Genomic DNA, 14,960 nt, shown 5'->3' on the forward strand with positions numbered 1-14,960 from the left:
CTGGATTTGTGACAGCCATGCCCGGTTTCCAGGGAAGAGAGCGGGTCTAGACCCGCTCTCTTCCCCCAAGACGACATTCAAACTACGCGGCCGCTTCCAGAAACCGCAGCAAACCGCTGCTGCGCTGCGTAGGACTGCCCATGGCCGACACCAGCAGCCCCGGCACCTCGGACCACAGCGAAAACGCCCGGCGCGCGCGCGTGATGCCGGTATAGACCAGCTCGCGGCTCAGCACGCTGCCGCCCTGGGCCGACAGCACCAGGGCCGTGTGCTCGAACTCCGAACCCTGGCTTTTGTGTACCGTCATCGCAAACGCGGTTTCCACATGGGCCAGGCGTGCCGTGCTCACATGGTGCAGGCTCTCCCCCTGCAGAAAATACACGCGCAGGCGTCCGGGGTCGGCAAAGCTGGACAGCGCCATGCCGATATCGCCGTTGAACACCCCTAGCTGCACATCGTTGCGCGTCACCATGACGGGCCGGCCCGCATACCACTCGCCGTCCTTGCGAATCGCGCCCTGGGCCTGCAGCGCGGCCTCCACCACACGGTTCAGGCCCGCCACGCCCCAGGCGCCCTCGCGCACCGCGCACAGCAGGCGGTAGCGGTCGAAGGCCTGGAGCACAGCCAGCACCCATTGCCGGTGCTCGAGCTCCGACGCGAAGCCCGCACGCCCCAGGGCCAATACCTGCGCATACGCCGCATAGCCGGCCGCCGTGCCGCGGCCGGCCACGGCGCTGCGCACCACGGCTTCCAGGTCGCCGCCCTCGCGCGCCCAGAGCTCCGCATCAGTGCCCGAGCGCGTCTGCTCCCGCAGCAGCTCCATGGCGGCCGGCGCATCGCCGGTATTCACGGCCAGGGCCAGCCGGCCTATGGGGCCGCCAAAACGCCGGCTCTCGCGCAGCATCACCGTGTGCTGGGCCAGCGGCAGCGATGGGCCGGCGGCCCGGAACTGCGCGGGCAGATCCAGGCCCGCGACGCGCCGCGCATAGGCCAGGGTCTGCGCCGCATAGCCGCCCCGCTGCGCGTCGCGGCACAGGTCGCCGAGCACGGCACCGGCCTCAACCGAGGCCAGCTGATCCTTGTCGCCGAGCAGGATCAGGCGCGCCGTGGGCGGCAGGGCCTGGAGCAGCGCGGCCATCATCTCCAGATGGATCATCGAGGCCTCGTCGACGATGAGCACGTCCACATCCAGAGGATGGCCCGCATGGTGGGCAAAGCGCCTGGTGTCGGGCCTGGCGCCCAGCAGCGAATGCAGGGTGCGGGCCGCGCCCATGCGCTTGACCAGGGACTCCAGCTCCAGCTCGCCCTGCACCGCGCCCTTCAGCTCCAGCAGCGAGCTGTCAATGGACTGCTTGAGCCTGGCCGCGGCCTTGCCCGTGGGCGCGGCCAGGGCCACGCGCAGCTGCGCGGCATCCGGCGCCGTGGCGAACAGCAGCGCCAGCAGGCGGGCCGCCGTATAGGTCTTGCCCGTGCCCGGCCCGCCGGTAATCACCGACAGACGCCCGCGCAGGGCCAGCGCACAGGCCAGCTTCTGCCAATCTACGGCAGCGGCCGACGGGGTGAACAGACGATCCAGCCAGCGCTGCACCTGCGCCTCGTCCTGCGCAGCTTCGGCCTCGGTGCGCTGCGCGATCTGCGCGGCCACGCTGCGTTCATAGTCCCAATAGCGGCGCAGATAGAGCAGGGGCGCCTCGCCGTCCAGCAGCACCAGCGGCTGGCCCAGATCGGGCGCGGCCACGGCCTGGCCCACGACGCGCACCACGGGGCTGCGACGCAGAGCCCGCAGCCAGGCCTCGAGCCGGCTTGGCAACTGCTCCCAAAGCGAGAGCTGTACCGGCATGGCCTCCTTGGGCCAGCCCAGGATTTCATTGGGATTCTGTGGCAGCGCGGCCAGCGGCAGGCAGCTGTGGCCGCGCCCTTCCATCTGCGCCAGCACGGCCGCGGCCACCAGCAGCGCGGGCTCGGCCTCGGAATCCTGGCCCGCCACAAAGGCGGCCAGCGCGCTGTCGAGCCGGCGCAGCAGGCCGGCATCGGCCAGGCGTTCCAGCGCTGCCAGAACGGCCGCCGCGTCCGGCGCGGAGCTCTCGTCCTCGTCATGCGCTGCGGCAAACAGATCCAGAGTCTGCAGATCGATTCTGCGGCGCCCCCTCATGGCTGCACCTCCTGCGCATTGGCCGCGGGGTCGCTCAGCAGCTCGTCGAGCGCCTGCAGCAGCGCCAGCGAGGGTTGCAGCAGTTGCATGCCGTCGGTCTCCCCGTCTATCCCGCGCATGAAAAAGTAGAGCGCGCCGCCCAGTTGCCGTGCGGGCTCATAGGCCGCACCCAGGCGGCTTTGCAGCAGACGGTGCAGCGCCAGCAGATACAGCGCGGCCTGCACGTCGTAGCGGTGCTCGAGCATGGCCTGCTCCAGCGCCTGCCGCGTGTATGCGGCGCCGTCGCTGCCCAGATGGTTGGTCTTGTAATCGAGCACCCAGTAGCGCCCCTCGTGACTGAAGACCAGGTCGGCAAAGCCCATGAGCATGCCGTGCAGCTCCCGCTCGGGCAGCACGGGGCGGGCCCGGCCCGGCAGAATATGCTCGCGGCACAGCGCGTCTATGCGCTGGGCGGACAGGCGCTGCGCGGGCAGCCAGAACTCCATCTCGGCCAGCAAGGCATCCGTCTGCCCCAGCTGCGCCAGCGTGACGCCCAGGGGCGCCAGAGGCTGGTGGACCACGGCGCGCAGCCACAGCAGCACATCGGCGGCCTGCTCCTTGCGGCCCGCGCGCTCGCAGCGCCGCAGCAAACGGGATTCCAGCGGATCGGCACACTCGCCCGGCCGCTCGCGCAGGCCGAAGCCCTCGGCCGCCAGCCACTCCATCTGGTCATGCAGAAAATTGCCCACCACGGGGCCGCGCATGAAGCGGTGCCATGCCGCCGTCTGACTGCGCGCGCCGGCCGCCAGCGGCAGAGCGGCAAGAGCGCTCAGATCCAGTGCCGCCTCGGCGGCATCCACGGCCTGCAGCGCACGTTCGTCCTCGGCGGGATGCTGGACGGCCACGGGCAGCACAGGCAGGCTGTGTGCGGCCATGGCCCGCGTCAGCGAGGAAAAGCTGCCAATGCCCCAGCGGCGGTCGAACTCCGCCGCATAGACCGCAGCCGGCTGCAGCGCCGGCAGATCCTGGGCGGGCACATAGCGCTCGGCCAGGGGCAGCTCGGCAGGCAGGTCGACCACGGCAATCTGCGCGCAGCTGTCGCCCAGGGCCTGCAGGCTGGCGCGCCAGTTGTCGGCCGATTGCGAGCTGGCGCCGGCCAGCAGATAGCCGGCCGCGCCCTGCTCGTTCGCGCAGCTCTTGCTGTTGCCGCGCTTCATGGGCGCCAGGCCCAGCCACAGCGCATGGCGCGGCCGGGTCAGGGCCACATAGAACAGGCGCAGGTCCTCGCGCAGCCGCTCGCGGTCGGCCCGCTCCAGCTGTTCGGCGTCATAGTCGAGCAGCAGCTCGCGCTGCGGTCCGGCCGCGCCCTGCAGCGGCAGGGACAGATAGGCGGCCTTGGCATCCACGGGCCTGAAGCTGCCGCCAAACGGCAGGCAGACCACGGGGTACTCCAGCCCCTTGCTCTTGTGCACGGTCACGACCTTGACCAGGTCGGCATCCGACTCCAGCCGCACGATCTGCGCCTCGCCCGCGGCGCCCGGCGCCTCGATCTGCGTGGCCAGCCAGCGTATCAGCGCCTGCTCGCCCTCGAGCTGCGCGCTGGCCGCCTGCAGCAGCTCGGCCAGATGCAGATAGTTGGTCAGGCGCCGCTCGCCCCCCATTTCCGCGAGCCAGCGCGCGGGCAGATCGAAGCGGTACAGCGTCTGGCGCAGCATGGCCAGCACGCCCAGCCGCAGCCAGAGGCTGTGCAGCTCCTTGAGCTGTTCGCTGCGCGCGTCGAACGCCTCGTCGTCGCTGGCCAGCCAGGCCAGCTCCTCGAACGTCAGGCCCATGAGCGGCGTGGCCAGCCCCGCGCGCACGGCCAGGCCGTCCAGCGGCGCGGCCACGGCGCGCAGCCACAGCAGCAGATCTCTGGCCTCGGCGCTGGCGAACACCGAATCCTGATCGGATAGATAAACCGATGCCACGGCGCGCCTGGCCAGGGCACGGCGCACGGCCGCGGCCTCCTTGCCGGTGCGCACCAGCACGGCGATATCGGCGGGGCGGATACGCTGCAGCGGCTTGCCGTCCTCGGCAAAACCCGTGCCCTCGTCCATCAGCCAGTGCACGATCCGGGCGGCGCAAAACTCCGCGCCGCGGCGGCGGATATCGTCATTGCTCAGCGGCTCGCCCGCGCTGCCGTCCCAGGCAATGGTCAGCGCGCTCATACGTCGGCCGCCCTGCACCAAGACCTCGCGGCGGCCCTTGGCCGCCACGGGTTCGAACGGCAAGGGGTTCTGCGCCCCGGCGCGGAACATGAATGCGCCTTCGCCGGGCCGCAGCTCGGCCTGCGCAAACCACTGGTTGACGGCCGCGACCAGCTCCTGGGTGGAGCGGAAATTGGTGCCCAGCACATAGTGCCGCCCCGCGGTGGCCGCACGCGCCTGCAGATAGCTGTAGATGTCGGCGCCGCGAAAGCCGTAGATGGACTGCTTGGGGTCGCCGATCAGCAGCAGCGCGCTGTCTTCGGCATTGTCTGCCGTGCGGTAGATCTGGTCGAACAGCCGGTATTGCAGCGGCGAGGTGTCCTGGAACTCATCGATCAGAGCCACCGGATACTGGGCGAGGATGCTGGCCCGCAGCGCGGGGCCGTTGTCTCCCGCCAAGGCCTGGTCCAGGCGCTGCAGCATGTCGGCGAAGCCGAAAGTGCCGGCCTGGCGCTTGAGCCACAGCAGGCGCTGCTGCACATTGGCCGCCGCATGCAGGCGCAGCGCCACGCCCATGGACGGCAGGCGGGAGATGGCCTGCAGCAGCTGCTGCAGCTCGGCAAACTCCGTGGGCAGCAGCAGATCCATGGTCGAGCCCTTGAAGGCCTCGGCCATGCCTTCGGGGCTCAGCCGCTTGCGCGCGGAATCGCTGAGCTCCAGCGCCATGTTCAGCGGGTCTTGGGCCCAGGCCTGGATGGCGGCGAACCAGCCGGTGTAGTGGCGCGGCTGCAGCTTGCGCTTGTCCCACAGGCCGGCGTTGCCATCGAGCTGGCCGTCCAGCCATCGCTGCAGACGCTCGGCCTTGTTCGGCCAGCCCCGGGCCAGCTCCTGCAGCCGGTGCGCGCGCTGCTGCCGGGTCTGCTCTATGCACTCGCCCAGCGTGCCGGCACCGGCCTCAGGCGCCAGGTTTTCGCGCAGCAGCGCCTGCATGTCCCGGATCAACGCATTCACATCGGGCCAGACTTCGAGCGCCTCCTCCAGCAGCTCGCCGGCCAGCGGATAGCACTGCTGGCGCCAGTAGTCCTGCGCGGCCTCGGTCTGGCGCTGGCTTTCGTCGGCCTCCAGCGTTTCGTCGAACAGATTGCCGCTGTCGAACGCGTGCTCGCGCAGCATGCGCTGGCACCAGGCGTCTATGGTGTGTATGGCCGCATCGTCCATGCACTGCGCGGCCATGTCGAGTCGCCAGGCAGCCGCGTCGCGCTCGCTGCCCTCGGCATAGGCGTCGCGCAGATCGCGCAGGAACAGGTCGTGACCTGCAGGCTCGGCTTCGCCGCGAAAGCACCGCACGGCTTCGATCAGCCGGCCGCGTATGCGGTCCGACAGCTCGCGCGTGGCGGCGCGCGTGAAGGTCATGACCAGAATCTCGGGCGGCATCAGGGGCCTGGTGAAACCATGCTCGCCGCCATGGCCCAGCACCAGGCGCAGATAGAGCGCCGCGATCGTCCAGGTCTTGCCCGTGCCCGCGCTGGCCTCGATCAACCTGGAGCCCCGAAGCGGGAAGTCCAGCGCATTCAGCAGATGGCTGCCGGCCTCGTTGACGCTAGCGCTCATGCCGGCTCTCCTTGCTGTTCCTGCTCGCCTGGCTGCGGCAGCTGCTGGACCCGTACCTGGGTCGCCAGCCACTCGTGCAGCGGGCCGTAGACCTGCTTGGCCAGGGTGTGGAAACGCAGATCGGCAATCAAATCCTCCCAGCCCGGATAGCAGCGTGCCCAGCTCGGGTCTTCGCATTCGCCGGCGTTCATATAGCCGCCTTCGTAGGCCTGGGCCGCAGCGCGCAGATCGTCATCGGCAGCGGCCACCGCGCTTCTGAGCGGCAGGGGCAGCGGCTCGTTCTGGCCCTGCAGCCACAGCCGCATCAGCGCCAGCAGGCGCGTGCGGGCCAACTCGGCATCCAGCGGCTCGACCCAGAGCAGCGCATCGCGCGCGATCACGGCCATCAGCGTCTGTGCGCCCGCAGCGGACAGCGCCAGGCTGCGCACATAGACCGACAGCAGCTTGTAGGCCTGGGGCACCCCCTCCCGGTTCAGCAGGCTGCGCGGCTCCAGCGCAAACCAGCAGCGGGCCGGGCCTTCGGCCTCCCCAGCACTGCGCTCGCGCAATCCGTCCATCCAGTCGTCCAGCACCAGCTCTCCATCGCACAGCAGCAGGCGCTGGCGTGGCGCTGCCTGCGGCCATTGCAGCATCTGCCGCTGCCAGGCCAGCAGCGAAGGCGTGGTCTGTGCGAGCAGGCCCCGGGCTTCGCGCTCGCCCAGGCCCGCCAGCGGCAGCACGCCGGCACGCGCCAGCCGCTGCACATCGCGCTGCAGCTGGGCCGCGACATCGAGCCCCTCGGTCGCAGACCGGGCCAGCTGCATGCGCACGCCCTGCTGCAGCTGCTGCACCAAGCCGTAGGCCGTGAGCCCGTCCACCGTGAACAGCTCCTCGTCCTCCACCACATCCTCCTCCTGCTCGAAGCGCACCAGCAGGCGATTGCGCAGAAAGACGCGCGCGGGATGGCGCAGAAAATCGGCAAGCCGCGCCAGCGTCAGCGGCACCTCGGGGTCCGGCACATAGGGCGCGACCTCGGGCCTGGCCTCCACCTCGCCGGGCTGGTGCGCCGCATGCCACTCACGCGCGAAGGTGGACAGGCCCGAGGCCGGCTCAAAATAGCGACGGCTGAAGGGCTGCAGCGGATGCTGCTGCGTGCGCTGGGCCAGCAGGTCGCCGCCGGCTTCGCCTTGCCAGCCCTGGGCCAGATAGTCGCGCAGCTGCGAGACCAGCACTGAGGGCGGCTGCTCGCTGTTGTCGCGCACATGACGGCCCGCCCAGCTGATATAGAGCCGGCTGCGGGCCGACAGCAGCGCATCCAGCATGAGCTGGCGGTCGTCGTCGCGCCGCGCGCGATCGCCGGGGCGCTGCTGGCCCGGCTGGGCCATCAGGTCGAAATCCGCACGCGTGGCGCGGCGCGGATAGTCGCCGTCGTTCATGCCCAGCAGGCAGACCACCTCGAACGGAATCGCGCGCATGGGCATGAGCGTGCAGAAGGTCACGCCGCCCGCGCGAAAGCGCTGGTTCAGGGCCGGCTCGGACAGGGCCTGCAGCCAGGCCTCCTGCGCGACCTCGAGCGGGATCCCGCTCTCGAAGCCCGCTTGCTCGCAAGCGCTCTGCCAGCTCACCAGCGCCGTATCCAATGCGGCCAGCAGGGCCTGGTCCTCGTCGTTCTGCGCGACAAAAAAATCGTCGAGCAGGGCACGCAGGCGCTGGGCCCAGACCTGGGGCGCAGCGGCCTCGCCGGCCGTCTGCCACCATTGCAGCATGCGGGCCAGCAGGCTGGCCAGGCTGCCGGCCAGCTCGGCCGTCAGCCCGCCAACCTCCTCATAAGGCTCTATCCCCGCGAAAGCCTGCGCGGACTCAAGGCCTAGCTCATCCGTGGCCGCGCCGCTGGCATAGCCGAGCAGCATGCGACGCAGGCCGAACCAGGCGCTGTTCGGGTCGCCGCAGGCCGCCAGACCCAGTCGGGCACGCTGCTCGTGATTGAGCCCCCAGCGTATGCCGGCCCCCGCCATCCAGTGCGTGAGCTGGGGCAGATCATCGGCCCTCAGGCCCACGCGCGCGGCCACGGCGGGAACATCAAGCAGATCGCAGAGTTCGCTCAGGCGGCAGCGCTGTTGCGGCAGCTTGAGCAGCCATTGCAGCGCCGTGACCAAGGGGCTGCTGGCGCGCGCGCCCACGTCGGCGATATCGAAAGGAATATGGCGCGCATCGTGGCGCCCGTACTGACCGAACACGGCGCGGATGGCGGGTGCCGCCTCTTCGATGGCCGGCAGCATCACCACCACCTCACGCGGCGCCAGCGCCGCCTGACCGGCTGCGGCGGGCCGGGCCAGCCAATGCAGCAGCTGGTCGTGCAACACCTCCAGCTCGCGCACCAGGCCATGGGCCTGGTGGAAAACCACGGAGTCGTCGGCGGCGGGGACCTCTAGCCGCGGATGCTCGGGCAGCGGCACCAGATCGCGTATGCGCTGCTGCACCTGCTGCAGCAGCGGCGCCTGCGCCAGCTCCTCGATGCCGCTCTCCTCGAAGACGTCCACGCGCGGCCAGCCCCATTGCGCGGCCGTATCGCCCGTGGTGTCGAAGGCATCGAGCTGGCGCACATAGTCGCGGCTTTGCCGGCCCCAGGCCGCCAGCAGGGGATGGGCGTGGGCATGCATGGCCGCCAGCGGGATCTGCGCCAGGTCCTTGCCGCCCTTGTTGGCGTGGCGGCGGCGCTGCTGACGCAGCAGCTCGCGCCCGTCGATCGCATCGGCCCAGTGAAAGCGGCAGGGGTTGGGCACGGCGATCAGCACCTGGCTGTGCCTGGCGATGCCGCTGAGGAACTGCATCAGCGACAGCGGCATCTGGCTCATGCCGAACACCACCACGCGCCGCGCCAGCGGCGTGACCGGAGGCTGGCCGCTATCCAACGCGCCCAGAATGCGCGCCAGCAGCGCAGGCCGCGTGGCGGCGCGCTGGGTCTCGTCCAGTTCGGCCAGCACCCTGCGCCACAGCTGGGGCTGCCATAGCTGGCCCTCGGGCACGGCCACATCGGGGCGGCCCGGCGTACACATCACATCCCGCCCCTGCTCCCAGGCGGCCAGCCAGTCGGCGCGGTAGATCTGGTACTGGTCGAACAGATCGGCCAGGCGCTCGGCCAGCTGCAGCAGACGCTGGGGCTCACCGGGGCGCAGGAAGTTGGCGATGGGAGCAAAAGCAGGTTCGGTCAGGCATAGCGGCAGCAGGCGCATCAGCCGCCAGATCATGGGTGTCTTGTCCAGCGGCGATTCGCGCGGCACCTCGGCCTGGCCCAGAATCTGCCGGTAGCTGCGCCAGACAAAGCGCGCGGGCAGTTCCACCTGGGCCGCCGCGCAAATGCCCTGCCGCTCGGCCATGCGCATCTTGAACCACTCGGCCATGCCGTTGCTCTGCACCAGCACGATCTCGGGCTCCAGCGCCTGCAGCGGATGCGCGGCCAGCCAGGCCAGCACGGTATCGGCCAGGGCTTCGGTCTGATTGCCATGCAGGGCGATCAACCCCGGTTGCCATTGCGCTGTCGATTGCTGCTCTGCTGCCACACACGCTCCTGTGCCTTGTGAAGGCACTAGCTTAACGGCTGGCGGTGATCCGAGCGCAGCCCGGAGCCGCTATCAAAACCAAAGCAGCCTGCGCCTTGCCAGCCTTCACTTCCCTATTCGACACCTTGGCAAGCGTTCAGGGGCCGGCACCGGTCGCTGCAATGCTTGAAGCGCGGCGCCCGCAGGCATCACGCTTGCCGCACAAAGTCGTGCCAGAGAAAGCGGCCGCGCAAAACAAAAAACCCAGATCGAAACGATCTGGGTTTTGTATTTTGGTGGCCTGGGACGGAATCGAACCGCCGACACAAGGATTTTCAATCCTCTGCTCTACCGACTGAGCTACCGGGCCTTTTGTGTTTCAGCGTTGTGCTGCTGAAGCCACGATTATATGCAAAGTTTCGACCCCAAATCCGAAAACGCGAAATTTCTTGAAAAAACTTAGCTGCGGCGGTTTCGGCCCAGGTCCACGCCCAGCTGCCGCAGCTTGCGGTAGAGGTGGGTGCGCTCCAGGCCGGTCTTCTCCGCCACGCGCGTCATGGAGCCGCCTTCGCGGGCCAGGTGAAATTCGAAATAGGCTTTCTCGAAGCCGTCGCGCGCCTCGCGCAGCGGCCGGTCCAGGTCGAAACCCTGGTGCGAGTTCGGCATATTGTCCTCGGCCGCCTGGGCCATCGCATTCACAGCGGCGGAAGGCGCGGAGCCCGAGTTGGGTGCGCTGGCTGCCTCGGGCGCCTGGCTGGCGGCATTGCGCGCCAAGCCCTGCTCCACGGCCTTGAGCAGCTTCTGCATGGTGATGGGCTTCTCGAGGAAGGACAGCGCGCCTATGCGCGTGGCTTCGACCGCGGTTTCTATGGTGGCGTGGCCGCTCATCATGATGACGGGCATGGTGAGCTGGCCTGCCGTGGCCCATTCCTTGAGCAAGGTCACGCCATCGGTATCTGGCATCCAGATGTCGAGCAGGACCAGGTCATAGGCATTGGTCGCGCGCGCCACGCGTGCCTGCGTGGCGTTCTCCGCCAGATCCACACTATGACCTTCGTCGTTGAGGATTTCCGACAACAAATCCCGGATCCCCAGTTCGTCGTCGACCACCAGTATGTTTGCCATGTTGTCTTAAGCCTGTTGCTGTGCTGTGTGGGAGGCGGGATCAAGCCGCCGGCACACGGTCGTTAGGTACAAATGATAGCGACACTCGCGCGCCTTGCACCACTCCGTCTTCCTCTCGATTACCCAGGTCCACCCTGGCCCCATGCTCGTCGGCAATTTTCTTGACGACGGCCAAGCCCAGGCCCGTGCCGCGGGCCTTGGTGGTCACATAGGGCTCGAAGGCTCTTTGCAGGATATTGGGAGCAAAGCCTGTGCCGCTGTCGCTGATGCTCAGCCGCACCCGCTGGGCCGCATCGTTCCAGCGCGTCTCTATGGTGACGGAGCCAGGAGTCTGCCCGGTTTCCTGAGCCTTCTGCGCGGTCGCATCTTGCGCATTTTGCAAAAGATTGTGGATGACCTGGCGCAACTGCTGGCTATCGCCGCGAATCAGCGGGCAGTTTTCGTCCAGCGAGGCCACCACGCGCACGGTCGCATTCTCCTCGCCGTAAAGCTGCAAGACCTCGGCCACCAATGCATTGAGGTCCATGGGCTGGAGCTTGGCCGCAGGCAGGCGCGCATAATCGCGGAACTCGTCCACCAGGCGTTTCATCGCACCCACCTGATCGACGATGGTCTTGACCGACTTGGCCAGCAGCGCCTGCTCCGTGGGCTGCAGCTTGTCGGTGAGCTTCATGGCCATGCGCTCCGCCGACAGCTGGATGGGAGTCAGAGGATTCTTGATTTCATGCGCCACGCGCCGCGCCACCTCGCCCCAGGCCTGGGCGCGCTGGGCGGAGACGATCTCGGAGATGTCATCGAAGACCAGCAGTCGCTGCTCCTCCGGCAGCTCGGCGCCGCGCATGACCAGGCTGGTGCTGTTGTGCACCACATCGCCATCGCCCGCATCCAGTTCATAGACCTGCTGCCAGCGCTCGCGCCCCTGCTCGGCCGAGGCATCGCCCAGAAACAGCTCGAACTGCCCCTGCACCACGCGCGCGAAATCCTGCAGGCCCGAGACATCGCAGAGGCGCTTGCCCTGGAAGACCGCCATGGGCGCGCGCAGAATGCGCGTGGCGCCGGGATTGCTGAGCACGATGCGGCCATCGCGATCCAGCACGATGACGCCCGAAGTGAGATTGTCCAGAATCGTCTGCAGATTGCTGCGGGCCGCATCGAGCTGCAGCAGATTGCGGTTTGCATCCGCGCGCGCATCGGCCAGCTGCTGGGTCATCACCGCGAACGAGCGGGTGAGCACGCCGATTTCGTCCTTGCTCTGCAGCGCGGGCTTGGGCCGCAGATCGCCGCGCGCCACATCGCGCATGCCCTGGGCCAGCAGCAGCAGAGGCTTGGCCAGCTGGTTGCCCAGCACGATGGCCAGCACCACGGCGCCGAACACCGCCAGGAACAGGGCCAGCGTGAGCGTGCCTATATACATGCGCTGCAGTCCGGTGCGAGCAAGCGCTCGCTCCTGATACTCGCGATTGGCCTCCTGCACCGCCAGCGCATTGCCGACCAGGGTCTGCGGCAGCGGAATCGTAGCCTGCAGATAGCGCGCCTCCTCCAGCAGATTCACCGCGGAGCTGGGCACCAGGGCCAGGGTCCGCACCTTGGCGCTGATACTGGCGTTGTCGGCGCCCGCGTCGCCCGCGTCGTCCAGCCCTTCGATGCTGGCCGCGGCGCGCTGGCCGCCCTGCTCGCGCAGGCTGCGCAGCATCTGCGCGCTGGGACGCTCGGGCGCCAGGCTGAACTGGGACTTGCCGGCGCTGGCGATGGCCTTGCCGGATGCATTCCAGAGCACCACGTCCGTCGCGCCGAGCTGGTCGCGAATGCGCTCCAGCACCAGCGCGGCCCCCGTGTCCGAGGCCTGCGACAGCTGCAGACCGGCCGTGCGCGTGTTGTTGGCCATGTCGTTGGCCACGGTGTCCAGCGTGGCGCTGGCCAGACTCACGCCGGCCGACAGCGCGCCCTCGACCTTGACGTCGAACCAGCTCTCTATGGAGCGCGACACGAACTGGTAGGACACCACATAGATCAGCAGGCCTGGCAACAGCCCGACCAGGGTGAAGATGCCGGCCAGCTTGAGCAGCAGCTTGCTGCCGAAACGTCCGCGCCTAAGGCGCAGCGCCAGCCGCAGACCGCCCCACAGCAGCACCAGCAGCAGCAGGCCCGCGACCACCACATTGGCCCAGAACAGCCAGCTGTAGTTGCGCTCATAGGCCAGGCGATTGTTGGTGGCCATGGTCAGCAGGAACAGCAGCAGCACCCCGACCACCACCATCAGCACCACGCCCGTGCCCACGGCCCAGCGCGTGGTGCGCGACCAGCGCGCCGTCGACGGCAGGCTGGCCTCGGTCTCCAGAGATTGAAAGTCGGGCATCAGGGAGCGGCCTCCATGACCTGGGTGCGCGACAGCTGCAGATTCCAGACCGAGCGCCCCAGCACTCCCATCTGCAAAGGCCTGGGCAGGGCCGACAGGTCCACGCGAAAGCGCAGCTGCACGGAAACGCCCGAAGTCGAGCTGAGCTGCGCGGGCTCCAGAATCTTCCAGCGCGAGATGCGCTGTATGGCCGCCATGGCGTCTTCCAGCTGTTCATAGGTCTGGCCCAGCGCCAGGCCCGTGCCGGAACTCGTGAACGCCGTATTCGAGATATGCAGGCGCCAGCGGCGCGTCAGCGGCTGATGGGTCAGGCGGTAGTAGCGGGTGGCCGTCCCCAGGTGCTGGTCGGACCAGTACCAGCGCTCGCGCTGGACCAGGGCCTCGGCCGTGAAGTACAGGGGAATGCCCTGGCGCAGCGCGTCCTCCACCTGCACCGGCAGGTCGAACTGCAGATTGGCCGAAAGGAAGACGCCCTCGTCCGTGCGCGTGACCTGCATGGAGCTGATGTCCGGCGGCACGGTGTCCGCACGGGTAGTGGCCGCCGCAGCCCACAGGGCCAACGCCATGATGGCCGCCCAGGCCATGCGCCATACCGCCCCCGCCTCGGCGTTAGCGCGTTTTTTCGAGCAGAGCGTAAAAAAAGCCGTCGTGATCACCCAGACGATTGTCGGCCACGACGCCGGCTTTGGTTGAGTTGCCGGGTATTAAATGGCCGGGAGCGGGCAAGCTGGCCGCCGTAGTGTTGCGTGCAAGAAACGCTTGCATCTGCTCATGCCCCTCGGCCTTGAAGATGGAGCAGGTGCAATAGACCATGCGCCCACCGGGCTGCAGCAGCGGCCAGAGGGTATCGAGCAGGTCGGACTGGATGGCCGCGAGCTGGGCCACATCGCTTTCGCGGCGCAGCCAGCGCACATCGGGCTGGCGCCGCACGATGCCCGAGGCCGTGCAGGGCGCGTCGAGCAGGATGGCATCAAACAACTGCCCCCCACATTGCTGTTCGAACCAGTCTTCTGGCCGGGAGGCATCGGCCACCAGCACCTGGGCCTGCAGGCCCAGGCGGGACAGGGTCTCCGTGATGCGGCCAGCGCGCTCGGGATCGATCTCCAGCGCCGTCACCTCGATGCTGCCGGGGGCGGCACGCTCCAGCAGATGGGCCGTCTTGCCGCCGGGGGCCGCACAGGCATCGAGCACGCGCAAAGGCCGGCCCTCGGGCTGGGCCAGGCCGGCAAGCAGCAAAGGGGCGGCCGCCTGGGCCGCGGCATCCTGCACCGAGGCCCAGCCTGCGGCGAAATGCGGCAGCTCCTGCACCGGAGCCGCGCGCTCCAACTGGAGCCCGGTTTCTGCGACCGCTGTCGCCTTCAAATTCATGGCATCCAGCGCCGCCTGATACTGGGCTGGCGTGCACTTCTGCGCATTCACGCGCAAGGTCATGGGCGGCTGCGCATTGTTCGCCGCCAGAATGGCCTGCCAGTCCTGAGGATGGTCTTTCTGGAGCCGCGCAATCCACCATGCGGGATGGTTCCAGACCGCGACGAGGTCGCCATCGGTCGCGGCCACCAGCGCATCGCGCTCACGCAGAAAGCGGCGCAGGCAGGCGTTGATGAAGCCGGACTGGGCGCGGGCCGCGCCGCGCTTGGCCGCCTCGACGGCCTGGTTGACAAGCGTGAACGGCGGGTAAGGCGCATGGCCCTCATCCCAGGCCAAAGCCAGTGCCGTGCTCAGCAAGGCGCTGACCTTGGGTGCGGGCGAGCGCGGCGCCAGCTGTTTTTGCAAGGCCTGGGCGCGTCCCAGATTGCGCAGCACCTGGAACAACAAGGCCTGCACACCGGGACGCAGCCGCTGCGGCACCTGTGCCAGCACGGTCTTGCTGGACTGCCCGCCCAGAATGCCGTGCAGAGCCTGGGCCACAGCTTCCAGCTGTTGCCAGAGCGCGGGAGCAGCGGGCGCATGGGCGTTCTTGTGTGTGGACGGCGTTGAAGTCATGGATGGCAGGCCTGGAAAATCTAGCAAAAGAAAACGCTCCCGTCTGCACG

7 protein-coding genes and 1 tRNA gene are annotated in these 14,960 nt (G+C 68.6%); all 8 read right to left on the minus strand.

The window, feature by feature from the left end:
• Positions 1 to 82 precede the first annotated feature (82 nt).
• Positions 83 to 2,152, minus strand: coding sequence for an exodeoxyribonuclease V subunit alpha (recD, locus tag AB6724_RS04910; protein ID WP_369337398.1), 2,070 nt, complete (start codon positions 2,150 to 2,152; stop codon positions 83 to 85).
• The gene (gene recB, locus AB6724_RS04915; protein ID WP_369337399.1) at positions 2,149 to 5,928 is read right to left on the minus strand and encodes an exodeoxyribonuclease V subunit beta; all 3,780 of its coding nucleotides are present in this window, start codon (positions 5,926 to 5,928) and stop codon (positions 2,149 to 2,151) included. Before recB ends, recD begins: the two co-directional genes overlap by 4 nt.
• Positions 5,925 to 9,467 (minus strand): exodeoxyribonuclease V subunit gamma, encoded by a 3,543-nt coding sequence (gene recC / locus AB6724_RS04920; protein ID WP_369337400.1) that lies wholly within the window; start codon positions 9,465 to 9,467, stop codon positions 5,925 to 5,927. The genes recB and recC overlap by 4 nt, the downstream gene beginning before the upstream one ends.
• A gap of 273 nt (positions 9,468 to 9,740) precedes the next feature.
• A tRNA-Phe gene (locus tag AB6724_RS04925) sits at positions 9,741 to 9,816 on the minus strand.
• Between the two features lie 89 nt (positions 9,817 to 9,905).
• Positions 9,906 to 10,571: a response regulator gene (locus AB6724_RS04930; protein WP_369337401.1), complete on the minus strand. Its 666-nt coding sequence runs from the start codon at positions 10,569 to 10,571 to the stop codon at positions 9,906 to 9,908.
• Between the two features lie 40 nt (positions 10,572 to 10,611).
• Complete coding sequence (locus tag AB6724_RS04935) at positions 10,612 to 12,927, minus strand: sensor histidine kinase (protein WP_369337402.1); 2,316 nt, start codon at positions 12,925 to 12,927, stop codon at positions 10,612 to 10,614.
• A complete protein-coding gene (locus tag AB6724_RS04940; protein ID WP_369337403.1) occupies positions 12,927 to 13,493 on the minus strand; it encodes a DUF4390 domain-containing protein in 567 nt (188 codons plus the stop codon). Before AB6724_RS04940 ends, AB6724_RS04935 begins: the two co-directional genes overlap by 1 nt.
• A gap of 43 nt (positions 13,494 to 13,536) precedes the next feature.
• Positions 13,537 to 14,910, minus strand: a complete 1,374-nt coding sequence (rsmB, locus tag AB6724_RS04945; protein ID WP_369337404.1) for a 16S rRNA (cytosine(967)-C(5))-methyltransferase RsmB — start codon at positions 14,908 to 14,910, stop codon at positions 13,537 to 13,539.
• Between the last annotated feature and the right edge of the window lie 50 nt (positions 14,911 to 14,960).

It is taken from the genome of Comamonas guangdongensis (assembly GCF_041079535.1).
GTDB classification, from domain to species: Bacteria; Pseudomonadota; Gammaproteobacteria; order Burkholderiales; family Burkholderiaceae_C; genus Comamonas; species Comamonas guangdongensis.